The sequence below is a fragment of the Streptomyces griseochromogenes genome (assembly GCF_001542625.1).
GTDB classification, from domain to species: domain Bacteria; phylum Actinomycetota; class Actinomycetes; order Streptomycetales; family Streptomycetaceae; genus Streptomyces; species Streptomyces griseochromogenes.
Genome location: NZ_CP016279.1, coordinates 201,557 through 219,268 on the forward strand (window position 1 = coordinate 201,557; position 17,712 = coordinate 219,268).

Below are 17,712 nucleotides of genomic sequence, written 5' to 3' on the forward strand. Positions count from 1 at the left end.
GTGCGTGACACCCTCCTCATCGCCCTCTACGCCTTTCTCGGCGCCGCCGCCACGGGCGTCGCCGGAGCGGCCGTGCTGCGCCTGGTCCGCCGGCGCTCCCTCATCACGCATCTCGCGGTGGTGGCCGCCGTCGGCGTCGTCGCGATGCTCGCCGGAACCATGGCCGTGGCCCAGGCGATGTTCCTGTCCTCCCACGACCTGAGGGTCGTCACCACCGTCGTGGCCATGGCGGCCGTGGTCTCCCTGGTCACCGCGCTGCTGCTGGGCCGCTGGGTCGTCGCCCGCAGCCGCGAACTCGCGGATGCCGCACGGCACTTCGGCGACGGCGGCGCCTTCGCCGCGCCTGCCGCCCCGGCCACCGCCGAACTGGACGCGGTGAGCCGGGAGCTGGCCGCCACCAGCGCCAGGCTGGCGGCCTCCCGGGAGCGCGAGCGGGCCCTGGAGACGTCGCGGAGGGAGCTCGTCGCCTGGATCTCGCACGACCTGCGCACCCCGCTCGCCGGGCTGCGCGCGATGTCGGAGGCCCTGGAGGACGGTGTCGCCGCCGACCCCGACCGCTACCTCAAGCAGATGCGCACCGAGGTGGAACGCCTCAACGACATGGTCGGCGACCTCTTCGAACTCTCCCGCATCCACGCCGGGACGCTCCCGCTGAGCCCGGCCCGCATCTCCCTCTACGACCTGGTCGGCGACGCCCTCGCGGGAGTCGGTCCGCTCGCGCGTGAGCACGGCGTACGGCTGGTGGGGGACGGGGTGGAGCGGGTGCCGGTGGAGGTCGACGGCAAGGAGATGAGCAGGGTGCTGGCCAATCTGCTGGTCAACGCCATCCGTCGGACCCCCGCCGACGGCACGGTCGCGATCGCCGCCGAACGGGCGCCCGAGGGTGTGGTGCTGTCGGTGACGGACGGCTGCGGCGGCATCCCCGAGGAGGACCTGCCCCGCGTCTTCGACACCGGCTGGCGCGGCACCGACGCGCGCACACCGCCGGCGGGCGCGGGACTCGGCCTGGCGATCGTCCGGGGCATCGTCGAGGCCCACCAGGGCCGGGCCACCGTGCGCAACATCCCCGGCGGCTGCCGCTTCGAGGTGACGCTGCCGGCGGCGAAGGCGTGAGCGAAGGTCCGGTGTGAGGGCAGGGGTTACGTCTGCGGGCGGCAGACGATGGCGGTCTCGGACTGGTCCATACAGGAGATGCCGGGGCCGAGGAAGCGCGAGACGATCGGTGCGATGTCCCGCTCGCAGGACAGGCCCTGGCTCCCCTCGTCGTCCTCGCGCGCGTGCTCGCAGATCCTGTTGAGGACGCCGCTGTTGCCGGACTTCGGGCCGGGCGGCGGCGCGTCCGCGAAAGCCGACGGGGCGAGGAGGCCCACACCGAGTACCGGTGCGGTCAGCAGCGCCGCGATCCGGGCGCGGGTCGGCTTGCGGGTTCGTCGTGACATGGTGGTCCTTTCGACCGTTTTGCACTGATAAATACCAAGATCGCCGACGTCGCGCAGAGGCGGACACGCTCGGTTGGGCCGCACGAAGTCCCGCATTCCCTCCATGGGGCCTGCCTTGGGCTTCCGGCGAACTCCGTGACGCCTTCCTACGGGGACTCGCCGGGGATCGACAGGTAGGTCTCGCCGAGCCGGCGCAACACGGGGTGGTCCACGGGCAGTTCGGTCTCGTCGATCGCGGCGATGGCCCGGACACCGATGCCGGTGTTGGTCGCGAAGGCCGCTCGCATGCCCTTGGCCTGCTCCAGGGTCACGGTGGCGACCCGGTGCGGGGCGTGCTGCCGGAGCAGTGCCATGGTGACGCCGGGCAGCACGGGGGCCTGCGGCCACACCACGGTGCCGTCGCCGTCGACGAAGGCGACGTTCCAGGTGACGCCCTCGCTCACGAGCCCGTCGCGACCGACGAACAGCGCGTCACCGTATCCGGCGAGCTGGGCCGTGCGGCGGGCGCGCAGCGCACCGAACAGGCCCACGTGCTTGACCTCGGGCAGATCACGCTCGTACGCCACACTCATCACCCGCAGCGGCTCGGGAGGAATCCCGCCGGCACCGCGCACGGACACCAGGACGTGCGGCTCGCCGGCCTCCGTCAGGTGCCCGATCTCCACCTTCGGATCGAACACGGTCACGCGGACGACGCGGGGCCCGTCCTGCCCCTCCAGCCCCTGGCGCACGTGGTCCCGCACCAGTGCGGCGTCCAGGTCCGCGCCCCACACCGCCTTGCAGTCCCGCACGAGGCGTTCCATGTGCAGCGACAGGCCGCGGATCGTGCCGTCCTCGCCCACTCGCATGGACGTGAAGTGACCGACGTTGGTCAGGGCCAGGGGCGCCAATTCGGCTGCCGTCACGGGCTGTCCGTCGAGCGTCACCATGCGGTCCAGCATGTCAGGGGACCCCGCGTCGGGAGGCGATGGCCTACTCGGGTCCGATCGTGCCGTCGGTGGACCAGACGGGTGGTTTGGCATCTCTCACTCATCTGCCCTCGGCCGCATGGGAATGATCTTCATATGACCCTATTCCCACTCAGGATCATCGCGGTCGCACTGGGCGCCGTGCTGGCCACAGCCGTTCCCGCATCAGCCGGCAGCCTTGCCGGCTTCCCGCAATCGTCGATCGTCAGTGCACGCCCCGATCCCCAGACGATGGCGCTTCCTGCCACCAGTCAGCTCATTCGCGGGGGAGACGCAGACCAGCCGGTCGGTTCGAAGACCCCGAACGGCAAGGGACCGTGCTCGTGCCAGGGCACCGCCTGCTCGACCACGTGCCCACCGGCGACGTGCGATCCCTCAGGCGCGTACGACGGGACGTGCACGTGTCCACCGGAGCCGTGTCCACCGCCGACGTGCAAGCCCTCAGGCACATACGACGGGACGTGCCCGTGTACAGGCACCGGCTGCTCGGCCACGTGTCCGCCGGCGCCGTGTCCACCGCCGACGTGCAAGCCCTCAGGCACATACGACGGGACGTGCCCGTGTACAGGCACCGGCTGCTCGGCCACGTGTCCGCAGGCACCGTGTCCACCGCCGACGTGCGAGCCCCCGAGTACGTACGGCAGCGGGACGCACACATGCACAAACACCGCCTGCTCGGCCACGTGCCCATCGACCACTGGGGCATGAATCAAGGGCGCGCGAGAGGGCTCGGCGAGTAGTACTGCTGCTCACGAGCCCAGCGCGCCGCCGTACCCAAGGTCGCTGCTCGGCCCGACACTCACACCGACGGCGTGACCCGTCGGACAGACCCTGGTCCGAGCCCCGGAAGCCTTCGGGTCACCCCCGTCCGCCGCTCGCCCCGGTGACGGTTTGCGGTCACAGCACTCGACAAAGGCGACCGTGGGACCCTTCAGCGCGCCGCACCCGTATATGACGTCACCCTTGCCGAATCCCGTGACTTGGAAGTCGTCCTACGGCACGATGGGCGACGGGGGTGAGCGCGTGAGCGAGACGCCGGATGCTGTGCAGAGCGCCAGACGGGCGTTATCCAAGAGTGAACGCGTGTACGGGCTCTTTCACCCGCAGACTCTCGCCGCCCTCGCGCATCTCGCGCGTGAGCTCGCCGCCGACGGCCGCCACGACGAAGCCGCCGAACGCTGGCAGCACCTCCTCGACAGGTACCGCGGCACCACGGGGCCGGGGCACCCCGGCACGATGAGCGCGCTGGCCGAACTCGCGCAGGCCCTCGAAACGGCCGGCCGGCACGCGGAAGCCCTTGAGTGCCTGCAACAGCTCCTCGTCGCATACAAAGGCCATGCCGGTTCCGCTCCGCCGGGCGCTCCTGACGCCCTGCCCCGGCTCTGGCGCACCGCCAGCCGTGCCCTGTTCGAGGCCGACCACGACGACGACACGCGTCAGTACCTGCGGCAACTCGCCGCCAGGTACCGCATCGACCCCGGCCCGGGGGAGCCCGACGCCGACCAGGACTCCTTCGCGGCGGATCCCGAGGTCCACAGGCTGCTCCAGGCCATGACCGCCCACCTCGCCGCCCGTCGCGGTGTCGACGCCTACGGTGCGGCCCGCTTGCTGGTGGAAGAGCTGACCGCCCGCAACACAGACCTCTTCTCGGACGCTGTGCGGAAGCCGGAGACGCCCTGCGCCGGATTTGACCAGTGGGCCGAGGCTCCTTCGGGCGACGACTTGCCGGTGTCGGACGCGGCTGTCCATGAGCACTCGCTCGACGACCTCTTCGCCGCCCATGCGGCCCGTGTCGCGGGAATCCTCGACGATGCCTCGGACGAACTCGAAGAGTGTGGTCCGGGCGCTCCGGGTCACCTCGGTGCGTGTGACCTGGATGAGTCCAAGCGCCTCGCCGAAGAGGCGCGTGAAGCCGTCAACTCCGATCTCATCGCACTGTTCCTGAGGCTGGGGCCGCCTCCTGAAGCCATAGGCAGAGATCACTACGAACCGGTCAACAGTGGTGGTGGGGGGACTCAGGAGTGAACACGGACGACGCGGCATCCCTCCCTGTCCCACAACAGCAGCAATCCGAGCTGATCGAGAACCTCCTGGCGGCCGAGGCACATCGGCTTGCCGCGCAGTGGGCCGATGCGCCGCCGGAGGTCTTCAGGGCCGCACTCGCCGCTGCCAAGGCCGAGCGGGCTCTGCGCTCGCAGGAGACCGTCCTCAGGCTTCGTCTGAGCCACGACCTGGAAAAGGAGCGCATCCAGGCGGAAAAGGCCGAGGGCGAGCGGCTGGCGTGCGCGGAACGCGAGGCGGCGGAGCGAGAAGCCGCAGCCCAGATAGAGCAGCTGCGCCATCGTCGGCACGTCGTGAACGTGACCGTCGGCGCGGTCATCTCCATCGCTCTCCTCGGCGCCGGCGTCGCCGTCGTCGGTTCAGCGCCTTGGCTCTCCGTCATCCTGTGCGGCCCGAGCCTGCTCGCACTCGCGAAGGTCTTCGTGCTGCACCGCAGCGACCCCGACGACATGAAGCTCCTGGCACGAGCCTCGGGCAGTGCGGTGAACGCCGCTGATCCGGCACCGCCACCGCAGCAGCCTCCTGCTCCGTGACTCAGGGCTCTCCTCGCCCGGTCGCCCGGCCGATGGCCGCGTCCACCGCCGCCACCCGGTCGGCGAGCAGGGTGGGGGCGGCCACCGCGCGGGTCAGGGGGTCGTCCTTGGGGCCGGCGAGGGCGAGGGCGCGGGCCTGGGCCGTTTTCAGCTCGGTCCAGCGGGCCGTCTGTTCGGTGGTGAGGGTGCCGCGCAGTTCGGCCAGTTTCAGCGTTGAAAGAAGAGCCGGCGTCGGACCGTGGTAGCGACCGCCGTCACGGCGGTCATCGGTTGCGCTGCGCGTCCGACTACTGGGGAGAGTGCATGTCGGTCAGGCGGCCATCTCGCCTCGTATCCGGTCCAAGAACTGGGAGGCTGTGGCGTGCTGGGTGGGCAGTCGTGTCCCCGCCGTACGCGTGATGCGCTGCAGCTGGTGCGGCAGCCGCTGTGTCACCGCCTCGCGGATGGCGATGTCCAGCGACCGGGCGGCACCCATACGGTCGTCGGCGAGCAACTGGACGTGGGCCACAGTCACCAGCTCGATCACGCGCCATTGGGGAGCCACGACGGTCGTGGGCACCGGGCTGTCTTCCACCAGCTGCATGGCCACCCTGGTGCGGCCTGTGGAGACGAGGCCGCGCAGGCGGATTTCGTGCAGGGAGAAGGGGTTGAACAGGCTGGTGTGGTCGACGCTGTCCAGGAGGCCCTCGGTCTCTCGCATCACGCGGTCGAAGAGAGCACCGTTGCCCAGTGCGCCGGCGGCTCGGGCGAGGAGCGGCAGGGCAGCGGCGCGAGCGGTGTCGTCCGGGGCTGTGGCGGCGGCCCGGCACAGTCGTTGGACGGCTGCGCCCCGCAGGTTAGCTTTGCGTAGCTCGTTGCCGTGCATGCGCAGTACGTACGAGGTCATGCGCGCGTCCTCGAAGTACTCTGCGATCTCCAGGCTCTTGGCCGTCCAGTGCGCGGCAGTGGCGAGGCGTTCCTCCGGCAGTACGTTGCCCAAGGCGACGCCGAGGCCGACGCGGGCTCGGCCAAGCAAATGCACCACATCGCGCTCGGTGTGGCCGTCCGCGATGAGGGACTCGAGGCGGGCGACGACCGGCAATAACTCGGAGACCGCTTCGGAGGCGTGCCCAGACTGGCGGGCGATCTCGGCGAGTCGGACGGTCGACTCGCCGAACTGGATCATGGCCCGGTGGTCGGTGTCGGTCGGGTCGGTGACACCGAGAACATGCGCCGGCAGGCACAGGGCTTCGCAGATCCGGCGGCGGGAGCCGATGTCATCGAGGGACCGCTTCCCCAGCTCCAGGGCCGAGATGTACGTCTTGTCGTAGCCGAGGAGTTCACCGAGCGCTGTCTGGTTCAGTCCATGCACGCGGCGGTAGAAGCGCATGATGTCGGCCAAGTCCCTGGTAGCCAGGACCAACTGGGCCTGTGGCGTTGCCCAGTGCCACTGGGCGTGCCGGGTCGAAGGCCGAGCAAGCGGCGGCCGGTCCTGACCCACTCGTGTCGCCACCTCACCCCCGGCCACGGTCGGCTACATCCGCTCGTACTCGTCCACGGCCGCCGACCCGGTGTTTACCCGGCCGTACCAGGCGGCGATGGCCTGCTTGTAGCCGTCCGGCATGTTCAGGCCAAGCACCTCGTCCGCGCTGAACATACCCAGCTGCTTGTGTTCATGACTGACGACCGGGGACCGGTCGGGAGTCAGCACGGTGCAGCCGTAGGTCACGATCAGTACGCGTCGCCCGGGGATGGGCTGATAGATCCACACACCACTGTCGATGAGCGGGCCGGCCTCGACGTCCCAACCGGTCTCCTCCTGGATCTCACGCTCCAGCGCCCGCTCCGGACTCGTGTCCGGTAGCTGCACGCCATCTCCCGAGCCGATCTCCAGGCGGCCTCCGGGTAGTTCCCACTCGTCACGCTCGTTTCGCAGCAGTAGGACGCGAGCATGCGCGTCGAGCGCAACGCCCTTCACGGAGACGGGCCAGAGCGGCGGCGTGTACGTCATGACGATCCTCGTCCTGCGATGTGCGAGCCGGGCCTTCGGAACGTAGCACGCGTTCTCCAACCAACCGCCCACGCGTCCGTTTTGCCCGAGTCGACAATCAGTCGCTTTACCGCGACCACCCTGCCTTCCCACTCTGATCTCACCGATCCCGATCGAAGGAGTACGGCGATGCTCGACGCCTCCGCAGGCTCCGAGAGGTTCTTCGCTGACCACTACGTCAACCTCCGCGCCCCGCACGCCAGTGACGCCATCGCCGCACAGCTTCGGGACACCGGCCTCGTCACCCTCAATGGACTGACTACACGGCAAGCGGTCCTGGTGTCCGCCTCCCAGCCGATGGAGATCACGCCCCACCCACATGGCGCCCCGGACGGCTTGACGCTGATCCATGACACGGGCGGCCACGCCCACTGCACTGGCTTCGCCGGACTCGGAAACGGAGAACTCCTCGCCCACACCGAGAGGTCAGGCACCCCCAAACCGCCACGCCTGATTCTCCTGGTCTGTCTTCAACCCGCCTCGACGGGCGGCGAGACAATCCTCACCGACGGACTCGATATCCACGCCCGCCTCGCCAGCCAGAACCGAGCAGCAGCGATCGCATTCAGCCAGCCCCGGACCGCCTACTTCGGAACGGGCACCGGCCATGCTTCCCAAGTCTTCACCGTTGAGGCCGACGGCCGGATCTCCATACGGCTGCGCCAGGACGGTCTCGCCCGCTGGAGCCCGTTCGTCCAGCCCTACCTGCCAGCTCTCCGCACCGCCATCGCCGCCAGCCAGCATCGCCTCACGCTCCAGGTCGGACAGGGCTATCTGCTGGACAACCACCGCTGGCTGCACGCGCGCACGCGTTTTACCGGGGACCGCCGCTTGCTGCGCGCCCTGGGAGCGCCACACGTCGTCCTTCCGAACGGCTTCACCCCCTGCCCGACAGCCTCCGTGCTGCCCATGACGAGTGGGGCCGTCTGATGGGCCCTCAACTCCGGCCGAATCCAGCCCATCTACACCGCAAGGAAACTCTCATGAGCAAGGAGAAAAATCCGCCTGCGCCACCGCAGCCGCAACCGTCGGGCCCCTCTAAGCCGCGACCGGCGGACCGGGACGGGTAGTTGCCAGGACGGCGCGGAAAATCCAGCACACCAGCGTCAGGGTGATCCGAAGGAGGAATCTCATGGCGGGCAAGCACGGAGACGGCAAAGGCGGCGCCGACGGCGACAAGAAGCAGTCACCGAAGGAGAGCGACGGCCAGTGGACCAAGCCGATCAGCAATCCGAAGAAGTGAAGCCGATGACATTGCAGAAGCGGCTGGTCGAGATCCTGACCGACAAAGGCGCGCTGCCGCCCGAGTGGCGAGAGGCCGTTGAGTCCGTCGACCGCGGCCTGTTCATCCCCGACCGGTTCGAGGGCGGCGACAAGGAGGCCGACCCGGCACAGTGGGCGCGGCTCGCCTACGGCGACGTACCCGTGGTCACGCAGGTCGATGACGGCGAGGAGGGCGGGCCCGGAAGGCCGACGTCATCCAGTTCGATGCCGTCGATGATGCTCGAAATGCTGTCGCTCCTCGACGTCCACGACGGGCACCGGATCGGGGAAGTCGGCGCCGGTACGGGCCTGAACGCGGCATGGATGGCCCACCGGCTGTGCCGCGAGAACGTCGTCACCATTGAGTACGACCCGGCTGTCGCGGAGCAGGCGCGGGCCAACTTGAAGACGGCCGGACTGCCCGTGGTGGTGATCACCGGCGACGGCATGGCCGGTATTCCGGCCTTCTCTCCGCTGGACCGGCTCATCTGCACTTGCACTGTCCGTACGGTCCCGTACGCGTGGGTCGAGCAGACCCCCGGCGGGAAGATCGTCACCCCCTGGGGCGGGTCGTTCCATTCGTACTCGTTCGCTGTCCTGGACGTGTCCGACGGTACGGCGCAAGGGCGGTTCACCGGCTACCCGGAGTTCATGTGGGCCCGGAACCAGCGGGGTCGACAATGGGCCATCGGTGACGTGTACCACCGGCAGGAGGGAGTGAAGTCAACCACCCCCGTCGACCCCCACGACATCGACAACGACGCCGACGCCCTCTTCGCGATCGGCACCCGGCTCCGTGACGCCTACCCGAAGCTCCACCACGCCGACGACGGCTCCAGGGAAGCCACGTACTGGATCCTCGGTGACGACCGGACCTCATGGGCGACGGTGGAGTACGTACCCGGCCGTACGGAGTTCGAGGTCGAGCAGTACGGTCCCCGGCGGTTGTGGGACGAGACAGCGGCCGCCTGGGAGTGGTGGCTGGCCCAGGGGCGGCCGGCCCGGGACCGGTTCGGGCTGACCGTCGATCGAGACGGCCAACGGGTATGGCTCGATGAGCCTGGCTGGCTGGTGCCCGCCTCCTAGACCGTCAGTCGGCGGACTCGCCTCCCCCGGATGCGTCCGTTACGAACGATCCCATGCCGGGCGTGGTGATGATCAAGCCGTCCTCCCGGAGGGCGGCCGTCGCCTTTCGAACGGTAATGCGCGCCACGCCGAATTCCTGCTCCAGACGGACTTCGGAAATCAGTGTGCGAGGCGCGTACTCGCCGGTCGTGATCCTCTCGCGAAGGACATCGGCGATCTGCGCCCACTTGGGCCGGGTGGGGTCGAACTCCATCACGGCCCGGACTGTACGCACGGACTGACACCCGAACATAGATGCCTACATGAGCACCTGTGCATAGACAGGGGTATACAGGTTGGCTATCGTGGGCGACACAGAGGACCCCCGCGACGGTTGGGAGCCGTCCGGGGGTGTGGCCACCAGCTAATAAGGAGCTGCTGACGGTGAGCATTATCCACGCGTTCTTACGGTGGGTCCTGGGCGTGTGCGCACCCGCCACCGGCAGGCGCCGGGCGGCAGCGCGCCCCACACCGGTACCCGTCGAATGGCCCGAGGTTCCCTCTACGGCCTCCCCGACGCTTCCCGCCCACCGGTCCCCGTACGGGCGTGACGTGCCCCTCGACGGTCGGGCGACGGTGATGGTCCGTCCCTACGTCTTCGCGATGGACTTCGGTATCGACCTGGACCGGCACGTGATCGGCGCCGAGGGGTTGGCCTGTTGAGCCAGACCGCAATGGATGCCGGACGGTCGGCGGAATGCGCGGTCGCGCGTCGCCCGGAGTACCGGGGCCTGCACGTCGACTGTCTGCGCACCAAGGACGTGCCCTTACCGCACAGCATGGGCCTGGTGCTGATGCCACGCTGCACCTGCCCTTGCCACCAGCAGAGCCGAGGGGGTGGGCGCTGAACGCCGGGAGCCCGCCCGAGCCGGGCACGTCCCACCTGACGATCCGCACCTACCGCGTCGGCCCCGGCGGCGAGCGCACCGCGCGGTCGAGGCTGCGCACGTTCCGGGCCACCCCGGACCCGGAACGGGTAGCCGATTCCCTCGCGTGGCCGCCGTGCGGCTGCCCGCGCTGCCGCACCAGTACGGCCCACTGATCGGGCCCCACAGACGGCTGTCCGCCCCCCAGCCCACGCTCTGCAGGCGACGGGGCGGGCGGCCCCCTAACGCGCCTCGGGCTTCGCGAACCCCTCGGCATCCTCGCCCTGTGCGAGTTCTGCGCACCGGACAGGACGCTCGAACAAGCCGACTAGGCGCTGCGCGGCTCCGAGCCCGCTGTGGGCCATGTCGAGGACTGCACGATGATCGAAGGCCCGTCGCATCCGATCCGCGCCTATGAGGCCCGGGTGGCGGGGCCGCCACCACGGTATGGACGCGGATACACCGATCATGCGCCTGCGCCGTCAGACCCATGGGATAGAACAGATGAGCTGATCATGGGGTGACGTACGAGGGGGATGAGCATGGGGATGCCGCCCGACTTGAAGGTTGTGGCGCACGGCATGATCGGAGCGTCCATGGAGATGGTCAAGTCCGTGATGCCCGGCGCTCGCGACACCACCATCGCGCTGTTCCACGAGCTGGACCGGCAGAAGGGCATGGCGGGCGACGACGAGGCGGGGCGTGCCTTCGCGCAGGTCTACAAGTCGGCGGCGGCCACGACGCTCGACAAGATGGGCTTCAGTTCCTATGTGATGGGGGAGACGGGCAAGGGCCTGATGCGTAACGCGCGTGAGTTCGTGGCTCGTGAGAGCCAAATTGCCTCAGGAATCCTCGGGCAGCAGATCGATCTGACGACGAGCATGGGCAACCCCGCCGAAGACTGCACGGAGAGCTTCCTCGGTCTCGGCCAGGAGCTTCCCGAGGTCGTGGGGGACACCGCCTGGTACGACCAATACGCGCCCGCCGGCATCAGTGATCGTTTCCGGGGTTCGCCCGAGAAGTTGCGCGACGTGGCGGGGGCATGGCGACAGGCGGCCAAGTTGGTGGTGCGGTTCCTTGAGGACGCACAGGCGTGCGCGCACACGGCCGACAAGGCGCACTCCGGTGAGGCAGCCGACGCCTTCCGGAAGTACTTCGCCGGCTTCGTTGGGTTCGCGGCTCCCCCGGAGCAGGCGCATGAGAGCGAGACTCTGGTCGCGAACCTGGTAGCCGCCTGCGGGCAGTTGGCCAAGGCCTGTGACCGCTATGCCGATCACGTGGAAGACGCCAAGCAGAAGATAGTGCAGCATCAGGTGGACCCGTTCAGCGTGGACATGCCGTGGGATTCACCGATGTTCGGTGGTAACGGCTACGACGGCGGCCTGAAGGATGCGGTCCTCTCGGACCCTTGGATACACCAGCTGGGCAACGTGGCACACGCCCTCGACAGCTCAGAGAAGCGGGTGAAACTGCCGCACGGCTCGGATGAACGTCCGGGAGCTCCCTTCGGTCCGTTCATCCCGGTGCCGGTGCCGGTGCCGGTTCCCTTGCTCCTGGCCTCCTACCGCGGAGGGATGTCGGGCATCGTGCCGACTGCGTATGTCGACCCTGACCCGAGCATCCCTTACCGGGACCCTATGCCGCCGGCGGCAGGCACGACGCGGCTGCTGACCGACGCTGAACGCAAGGAGTTCGAGAAGTTCGTCGACGGGTTGGAGGCGAAGGGCTTCGGGAGCAACGCCACGAATCCACATACACCCGAGAACGAATACCAGTTGCGGACGGCTGGCTATCCGGAGCGGAAGATACCCCTGGGTCCTGAGGCCAAGAGACCGTTCAAGGCCGCGGACGGCATGCGTCCTGCGGACGGCTACATGATCGACTCGAAGTACGTGAACAACGAGAAGGACTGTTGGCGTAAGCCGGAGACGTTGAACCAGCTGGAGGACACCTTTCGCAAGGACGGGACGAAGAAGTGGAACAAGGAGGCGTTCTTCAAAGGCCTCGATGAGGGTGAGCTCAAGGAGTACGGCAGCGCGATCAAGAAGCACAAGGAGATACGCGGCCTGGAGATCATGACGAACGACAAGGACGCGGCAGCCTACTGGCAGACCCTGATGGCAGAGCAGGGCGTCAAAGGGACCGCCCAATACGTGCCCTAGCTCCACGAAGGACGACTGATGAACATTGAGGAATACACCACCTCCTTCCTGCTGTACGCGCCGGCAAAGAACCCTCATGGCTGGCAGCTCGACCTGAACGCGTTCGGCGAGGCTCTCCGTGAATCCTTCCCCGAGGTCGGCTATCAGCCGGAGGAGGGCCACCCGGCTCGTCTGGGCATCTGGGTACTGACCGCCGACGGGACCGAGTTCGACGGCTTCGCCGACAATGAGACCCGGGACACCATCGCTCTGCGTGGCAACACGATCACCGAGGTGGCGTCCTTCATCGCCTGGCTGCGTGACTCCTACGTTCCTTCGCCCGACCTGATCCGCTTCACCACCGAAGTGGCCTTCGCACGCGGCATCGAGACCGATTGGCGTATCCCGGCCGTCGGCGGGGTCGACCGGATCGAGGAGGAGCTGCGGCAGCATCTGCTGGTTGTGGTCGGCGGATAGAGGACGCTCGCACTTGAGGGACGCCTGGGCGCGACCGCGCCAGCTCGTTCCAGCTCCAGGGCCGAGATGTACGTCTTGTCGTAGCCGAGGAGTTCACCGAGCGCTGTCTGGTTCAGTCCATGCACGCGGCGGTAGAAGCGCATGATGTCGGCCAAGTCCCTGGTAGCCAGGACCAACTGGGCCTGTGGCGTTGCCCAGTGCCACTGGGCGTGCCGGGTCGAAGGCCGAGCAAGCGGCGGCCGGTCCTGACCCACTCGTGTCGCCACCTCACCCCCGGCCACGGTCGGCTACATCCGCTCGTACTCGTCCACGGCCGCCGACCCGGTGTTTACCCGGCCGTACCAGGCGGCGATGGCCTGCTTGTAGCCGTCCGGCATGTTCAGGCCAAGCACCTCGTCCGCGCTGAACATACCCAGCTGCTTGTGTTCATGACTGACGACCGGGGACCGGTCGGGAGTCAGCACGGTGCAGCCGTAGGTCACGATCAGTACGCGTCGCCCGGGGATGGGCTGATAGATCCACACACCACTGTCGATGAGCGGGCCGGCCTCGACGTCCCAACCGGTCTCCTCCTGGATCTCACGCTCCAGCGCCCGCTCCGGACTCGTGTCCGGTGGCTGCACGCCATCTCCCGAGCCGATCTCCAGGCGGCCTCCGGGTAGTTCCCACTCGTCACGCTCGTTTCGCAGCAGTAGGACGCGAGCATGCGCGTCGAGCGCAACGCCCTTCACGGAGACGGGCCAGAGCGGCGGCGTGTACGTCATGACGATCCTCGTCCTGCGATGTGCGGAGCATTCTGCCGAGAGGTCCGCCAGAGCGGAGTCGTCCGGCTGCGAGATGACGTGGGGGCCTGGCGGCTTCGTAGGTGTGAGACCAGAACGGTTGCCGCCGACTGCGGGCAACAGATGTTGACCAAGCAGGGCGAGAAAGCTGCAGAGTTCCGAGAACACCTGGTCGCCGTGCCGGAGCAGGGCCGCTCGCCGTGGCGCCGGAATCGGGTTCGGCCGTCGGCGATCAGGAGGGTCGATCAGGCGGGGGAACGTCCGATCGACGCAGGCGTGCGCCCGAGCAGGCTCCGAGCGGTGCGGGTGAAGTGGGCTTGGTCGGCGAAGCCCGCGACGGCTGCGGCCGAGGCCGCGGACTCGCGCGGCAGGTCGGCGACGGCCACCCGCAGCCGGGCCCATTGCCGCAGCCGTGTGAGCGGGACGCCGACCGAGGCGTGGACGAGCGCGCGCAACCGCGGCGGTGAGAGCCCGACGTCGACGGCGATGGAGCTGATGGGAACGTCGGAGCCGGCCCGTGTGCTTTCCCACACGGCGTGAGCCACCCGGGGATCCAAAGGGCGGCCCGCTCCGGTGAGGGTGAGGAGTTCGGTGCGCGCTGCGGCCAGATCGCTGTCCGGCCCGGGGCCGAGGCTGGTACCGGTGTACCCCGTAGCGGCGAGAACGCGCCGGGCGGCACCGTCCCCGAGCCGTGCCAGGCCCAGGCCGGGGCACAGCACCCAGGGGTCGAAGAAGAGGGCCACGTAGCCGAAGGACGCGGCGCAGGTGTGGGCCAGCTGCGGGGGCACGATCACTCCGCTCGCCGCGACGGTGCGGCCTGCGCCGTATCCGACCTCGACATGGCCGCCGAGGGGCAGCACGACCTTCCATGCCGGGTGGCGGTGGAGAGTGACGTAGAACGGGCCGGACTCGGCGAACATCGTCGCGTCGGGACCGGATGCGAAGTGGAGTCGGCGATCGTTTCGTTCAAGCGCCCACGCGCGGGTTGGGACCACGATCACGTTCATGAACGCTACCGCAGCCATCGCACTGGGCGTCTTCCTGATCGCCGTGGGGATCGGGCACTTCCTGTTTCCCGGATACTTCCGCACTCTGGTGCCGTCCTGGCTGGGCCGGGCCCCACTCCTCGTCGCCGCCAGCGGGGCGGCGGAGGCCGTCGTCGGAGCCGGGATCCTGACACCGGCAGGCCGGGCGGTCGGCGGCTGGGCCGCGGCCGCACTGATCACGGGCTATCTGGTCTGCCATCTGGACGCCCTGTGGCGGGCATCCGGTGATCGGCCGCGCCTGCTGGAACGTCCCGTCGGCGCGGCGGTCCGGCTGGCGGTCAACCTCGTCTACATCGGCTGGGCGGTCGCGGTCGCACGGGCGGCCGCCTGAGAGGCTCGGGCGGGCGTTGCGATGTTCACGCATGTCGCGCCGCTCGGCCCGCCGGCGCCCGGCACAGGGCCCCGTATCGGACCTCAGCGCCGTGCCAGCGCCAGCACACTCAGACCGAACATCAAGACACCCAGGGGGAGATGGACCGACGGGACGTGCGCGATGCCGAGCACGACCTGGACCGAGGCGAGTACGAGGAATCCTGACGCGTGCCAGACGGGCCGGGGCGAGCCGCCGCCCGGCTTCCACGCCAGCACAGCCGCGAGCACATACAGCATCGACGCCCCGTACATCACACGGGCTCCGACACCGTGCAGCGTCTCTCCGTAGGACGAGGTCAGCAGCAATCCGGCGGAGACCGCCTGAAGGAAGATGGTCAGGGTCTGCAGGGCGATCGCGATCCGCAGGAACGAAGAGCTGCGCTGTGCGTTCGCCCTCGCCGTCACCTGAGTGGCCATGTCACAGTCCCCTTTTCCGCCCTCGGGCAGTGGATCGATAAGGTCTCACCAGCCCGACGACGCGGGCCTGCGAAAGGTAAGGCGGGGGGCGGCCAAAAGCATGGGGACTGTCGGGACCAGCCCAGACGGGATAGCCGGCGAGCGACGCCAACTGATCAATATCGCTTACCGGTTGCTCGGTTCGGTGACCGAGGCCGAGGACGCCGTACAGGATGCCTACACACGCTGGTACGGGCTGTCACGGAGCCGACAGGAGGAGATCCTGTCCCCCGGCGCCTGGCTGACGACGGTGACCAGCCGCATCTGCCTGGACCTGCTCGGCTCGGCGCGCGCTCGCCGTGAACGCTATGTCGGCGCGTGGCTGCCCGAGCCGCTGCCCGACCGAACCGAGTGGGACCACGCGGGCGGCGCCGACCCCACCGGCCCTGCAGACCCCGCCGACCAGATCGTCCTGGACGAGTCGGTGGCCATGGCCTTCCTCGTCGTCCTGGAGTCGATGACGCCCGCCGAGCGGGTGGCGTTCGTCCTGCACGACGTCTTCCGGTACCCGTTCGCCGAGATCGCCGACGTTCTCGGCCGGACCCCTGCGGCCTGCAAACAGCTGGCGGCCTCCGCCCGGCAGCGGGTGAGCGTGGCGCGCGCTCCGGTGACGGCGACCGGCCGGGCCGACGTGGTGAGGCACGTCAAAGAGGCATGGGAGACCAAGGACATCGCAGCCCTCGTCGCGCTCCTCAACCCGGCCGCCGTGATGACCGCCGACGGCGGCGGCATGGTCGGCACCGTCCTGCGCCCGGTCGAGGGTGGTGCGCGTATCGCCCAGTACATGGTCGCCATTGCCGATAAGGCTCCGGGGCTCGAACTCCTGGAGCGGTCGGTCAACGGTGTGCCGGGCCTGGTGGCCCAGCGTGCCGGCGTCGTCGTGACCGTAGCCTCGTTCGACATCTCCGACGGGCGCGTCACCCGGATCTGGGTGGTCCGCAACCCGGAGAAGCTGCGGCCGTGGGCCCAGGAGGGCTAGTACTACAGGGCTAGATCTGCATCATCTGGAGTCGCATGCGTCGGCGGAAGTGGTGGCGCCGGGCGTCAGCTTGGTGCCGGCGGCGGAAGGTTGACCAGCGCAAGGCGTTGCGGATCTCGTGGAGGGCGCGGCCGACGAGGTTGAACAGGCGGCGGGTCTCCGCCAGGCTCACCGGCCGCGGCCAGTGGCGGGGCCGTGCGCCCGCGACTCCGGCCGGTAAAACAACGGCTCGATCCGGGCGCACACCGCCTCGAACTCGGCGTCCAGAACGCCAAGATCCTCCGCCGTCACCTCATCGTCGACCTGACCTCGCACGCTCACGGCAGACCATCCTGCCGCAAGGTGACTGAGCGCCCTGTTGGCAGGATGCGCGACGTGAAGAGCTCAGTCACCCTCCCGTAATGGCCAGGGCTCAGGGGCTTACCAGGGCAGGGGTCCCTCCGCGTCGAAGTAGCCTCCGGTGGGGCCGTCGGGGCCCGCCTGCGCCATGCGGACGATGATCTCGGCGCCCTGTTCGACGGTCTGGATGCCGGTATTCCCGTTGAGGTCCGTCTTGGTGTAGCCGGGCTCCACCGCGTTGATCCGCATGTTCGGGAACGCCTTCGCGTACTGCACGGTGATCATGTTGACTGCGGTCTTCGACGCCGGGTACGCGACGCCAGGGTAGGCGTGGGTCGGGGTGCCGGCGGTGGTGACCCGGGTGAGGGAGGCCAGGCCGCTGCTGAGGTTGACCACGACCGGGGAAGCGGACCGCTGCAGCAGCGGCAGGAACGCGTGGGTGACCCGCACCGTGCCGAAGACGTTGGTCTCGAACACCTGCCGCATCATGTCGGCGGTCACGTCCGCGGCGCCGATCGCGTCGTTGTCCTCGTTTCTTCCTTCGATGCCGGCGTTGTTGACCAGCACGTCCAGTCCGCCGTCGGCCTCGATGGTCTTGGCCGCGGCCGCGACGGAGGCGTCGTCGGTGACATCGAGCTGTACGGTCCGCGCGCCCAGCTGCTCGGCGGCCCGGCGGCCGCGCTCGGGGTCCCGGCTGCCCATGTAGACGGTGTGGCCTGCGGCGATGAGGCGGCGTGCGGTCTCGAAGCCGAGCCCCTTGTTCGCTCCGGTGATCAGTGTTGTCGTCATGCCTCCACGGTGCGTCGGGACCATTCGGTCAGCCAGGCGTCCGCGCT

22 protein-coding genes and 1 pseudogene are annotated in these 17,712 nt (G+C 68.9%); 11 read left to right on the top strand and 12 right to left on the bottom strand.

The window, feature by feature from the left end:
* Positions 1–1,113 carry a sensor histidine kinase gene (locus AVL59_RS00985; protein WP_067299322.1) on the top strand — a complete coding sequence of 371 codons (1,113 nt, stop codon included), beginning with the start codon at positions 1–3 and terminating at the stop codon, positions 1,111–1,113.
* A 26-nt stretch (positions 1,114–1,139) separates the two neighbouring features.
* Here AVL59_RS00985 and AVL59_RS00990 read toward each other — a convergent pair whose 3' ends face one another.
* Together AVL59_RS00990 and AVL59_RS00995 are read right to left on the bottom strand one after the other, a co-directional pair.
* The gene (locus AVL59_RS00990) at positions 1,140–1,439 is read right to left on the bottom strand and encodes a hypothetical protein (RefSeq protein WP_067299323.1); all 300 of its coding nucleotides are present in this window, start codon (positions 1,437–1,439) and stop codon (positions 1,140–1,142) included.
* 146 nt (positions 1,440–1,585) lie between these two features.
* Entirely contained in the window at positions 1,586–2,368 is a 783-nt protein-coding gene (locus tag AVL59_RS00995; protein WP_067316739.1) for an aminotransferase class IV family protein, read from the bottom strand.
* A gap of 362 nt (positions 2,369–2,730) precedes the next feature.
* On the opposite strand from AVL59_RS00995, the gene AVL59_RS50235 reads away from it, so the two are divergent.
* From AVL59_RS50235 to AVL59_RS01010, 3 genes are all read left to right on the top strand, one after another.
* Positions 2,731–3,147 carry a hypothetical protein gene (locus AVL59_RS50235; protein WP_067299324.1) on the top strand — a complete coding sequence of 139 codons (417 nt, stop codon included), beginning with the start codon at positions 2,731–2,733 and terminating at the stop codon, positions 3,145–3,147.
* Positions 3,148–3,490: 343 nt separating this feature from the next.
* On the top strand, positions 3,491–4,432 hold the full coding sequence (locus AVL59_RS01005) for a tetratricopeptide repeat protein (RefSeq protein ID WP_067299325.1): 942 nt from the start codon (positions 3,491–3,493) through the stop codon (positions 4,430–4,432).
* Entirely contained in the window at positions 4,429–5,001 is a 573-nt protein-coding gene (locus AVL59_RS01010) for a hypothetical protein (RefSeq protein ID WP_067299326.1), read from the top strand. Before AVL59_RS01005 ends, AVL59_RS01010 begins: the two co-directional genes overlap by 4 nt.
* Before the next feature lies 1 nt (position 5,002).
* Here the strand turns inward: AVL59_RS01010 and AVL59_RS56255 are convergent.
* From AVL59_RS56255 to AVL59_RS01025, 3 genes and pseudogenes are all read right to left on the bottom strand, one after another.
* Positions 5,003–5,212: pseudogene (locus AVL59_RS56255) on the bottom strand (AAA family ATPase); the annotation flags it as partial.
* 99 nt (positions 5,213–5,311) lie between these two features.
* On the bottom strand, positions 5,312–6,382 hold the full coding sequence (locus AVL59_RS53440; protein ID WP_208870283.1) for a helix-turn-helix domain-containing protein: 1,071 nt from the start codon (positions 6,380–6,382) through the stop codon (positions 5,312–5,314).
* A 132-nt stretch (positions 6,383–6,514) separates the two neighbouring features.
* The gene (locus tag AVL59_RS01025; protein WP_067299328.1) at positions 6,515–6,991 is read right to left on the bottom strand and encodes an NUDIX hydrolase; all 477 of its coding nucleotides are present in this window, start codon (positions 6,989–6,991) and stop codon (positions 6,515–6,517) included.
* A 168-nt stretch (positions 6,992–7,159) separates the two neighbouring features.
* Here AVL59_RS01025 and AVL59_RS01030 point away from each other — a divergent pair, with 168 nt between their 5' ends.
* Together AVL59_RS01030 and AVL59_RS01035 are read left to right on the top strand one after the other, a co-directional pair.
* Complete coding sequence (locus tag AVL59_RS01030; RefSeq protein WP_067299329.1) at positions 7,160–7,960, top strand: TauD/TfdA family dioxygenase; 801 nt, start codon at positions 7,160–7,162, stop codon at positions 7,958–7,960.
* A 318-nt stretch (positions 7,961–8,278) separates the two neighbouring features.
* Positions 8,279–9,379 (top strand): methyltransferase domain-containing protein, encoded by a 1,101-nt coding sequence (locus AVL59_RS01035; RefSeq protein ID WP_067299330.1) that lies wholly within the window; start codon positions 8,279–8,281, stop codon positions 9,377–9,379.
* Between the two features lie 4 nt (positions 9,380–9,383).
* On the opposite strand, the gene AVL59_RS01040 is transcribed toward AVL59_RS01035, so the two are convergent.
* Positions 9,384–9,632: a GntR family transcriptional regulator gene (locus AVL59_RS01040; protein ID WP_245384528.1), complete on the bottom strand. Its 249-nt coding sequence runs from the start codon at positions 9,630–9,632 to the stop codon at positions 9,384–9,386.
* Between the two features lie 170 nt (positions 9,633–9,802).
* Between AVL59_RS01040 and AVL59_RS01045 the strand changes: the two genes are divergently transcribed.
* The 3 genes from AVL59_RS01045 (at position 9,803) to AVL59_RS01055 (ending at position 12,902) form a co-directional block, all read left to right on the top strand.
* Positions 9,803–10,081 (top strand): hypothetical protein, encoded by a 279-nt coding sequence (locus AVL59_RS01045; protein ID WP_067299331.1) that lies wholly within the window; start codon positions 9,803–9,805, stop codon positions 10,079–10,081.
* Positions 10,082–10,826: 745 nt separating this feature from the next.
* Positions 10,827–12,446, top strand: coding sequence for a restriction endonuclease fold toxin-2 domain-containing protein (locus tag AVL59_RS01050; protein WP_067316743.1), 1,620 nt, complete (start codon positions 10,827–10,829; stop codon positions 12,444–12,446).
* A gap of 18 nt (positions 12,447–12,464) precedes the next feature.
* A complete protein-coding gene (locus tag AVL59_RS01055; protein WP_067299332.1) occupies positions 12,465–12,902 on the top strand; it encodes a hypothetical protein in 438 nt (145 codons plus the stop codon).
* Between the two features lie 287 nt (positions 12,903–13,189).
* Here AVL59_RS01055 and AVL59_RS01060 read toward each other — a convergent pair whose 3' ends face one another.
* Positions 13,190–13,666 (bottom strand): NUDIX hydrolase, encoded by a 477-nt coding sequence (locus AVL59_RS01060; RefSeq protein WP_067299333.1) that lies wholly within the window; start codon positions 13,664–13,666, stop codon positions 13,190–13,192.
* 263 nt (positions 13,667–13,929) lie between these two features.
* On the bottom strand, positions 13,930–14,604 hold the full coding sequence (locus tag AVL59_RS53835; protein WP_167549289.1) for a helix-turn-helix domain-containing protein: 675 nt from the start codon (positions 14,602–14,604) through the stop codon (positions 13,930–13,932).
* A gap of 85 nt (positions 14,605–14,689) precedes the next feature.
* Between AVL59_RS53835 and AVL59_RS01070 the strand changes: the two genes are divergently transcribed.
* On the top strand, positions 14,690–15,061 hold the full coding sequence (locus tag AVL59_RS01070; RefSeq protein WP_067299334.1) for a DoxX family protein: 372 nt from the start codon (positions 14,690–14,692) through the stop codon (positions 15,059–15,061).
* An 83-nt stretch (positions 15,062–15,144) separates the two neighbouring features.
* Here AVL59_RS01070 and AVL59_RS01075 read toward each other — a convergent pair whose 3' ends face one another.
* Positions 15,145–15,519 (bottom strand): hypothetical protein, encoded by a 375-nt coding sequence (locus tag AVL59_RS01075; protein WP_067299335.1) that lies wholly within the window; start codon positions 15,517–15,519, stop codon positions 15,145–15,147.
* A 100-nt stretch (positions 15,520–15,619) separates the two neighbouring features.
* Here AVL59_RS01075 and sigJ point away from each other — a divergent pair, with 100 nt between their 5' ends.
* Entirely contained in the window at positions 15,620–16,537 is a 918-nt protein-coding gene (sigJ, locus tag AVL59_RS01080) for an RNA polymerase sigma factor SigJ (protein WP_067299336.1), read from the top strand.
* Positions 16,538–16,547: 10 nt separating this feature from the next.
* On the opposite strand, the gene AVL59_RS51955 is transcribed toward sigJ, so the two are convergent.
* The 3 genes from AVL59_RS51955 to AVL59_RS01085 all read right to left on the bottom strand — a co-directional run bounded on the left by AVL59_RS51955 (position 16,548) and on the right by AVL59_RS01085 (position 17,665).
* Entirely contained in the window at positions 16,548–16,709 is a 162-nt protein-coding gene (locus AVL59_RS51955) for a hypothetical protein (RefSeq protein WP_159399846.1), read from the bottom strand.
* Entirely contained in the window at positions 16,706–16,858 is a 153-nt protein-coding gene (locus tag AVL59_RS51960; protein WP_159399847.1) for a hypothetical protein, read from the bottom strand. Before AVL59_RS51960 ends, AVL59_RS51955 begins: the two co-directional genes overlap by 4 nt.
* A 99-nt stretch (positions 16,859–16,957) precedes the next feature.
* Positions 16,958–17,665, bottom strand: a complete 708-nt coding sequence (locus AVL59_RS01085) for an SDR family oxidoreductase (RefSeq protein ID WP_067316747.1) — start codon at positions 17,663–17,665, stop codon at positions 16,958–16,960.
* Positions 17,666–17,712 lie beyond the last annotated feature (47 nt).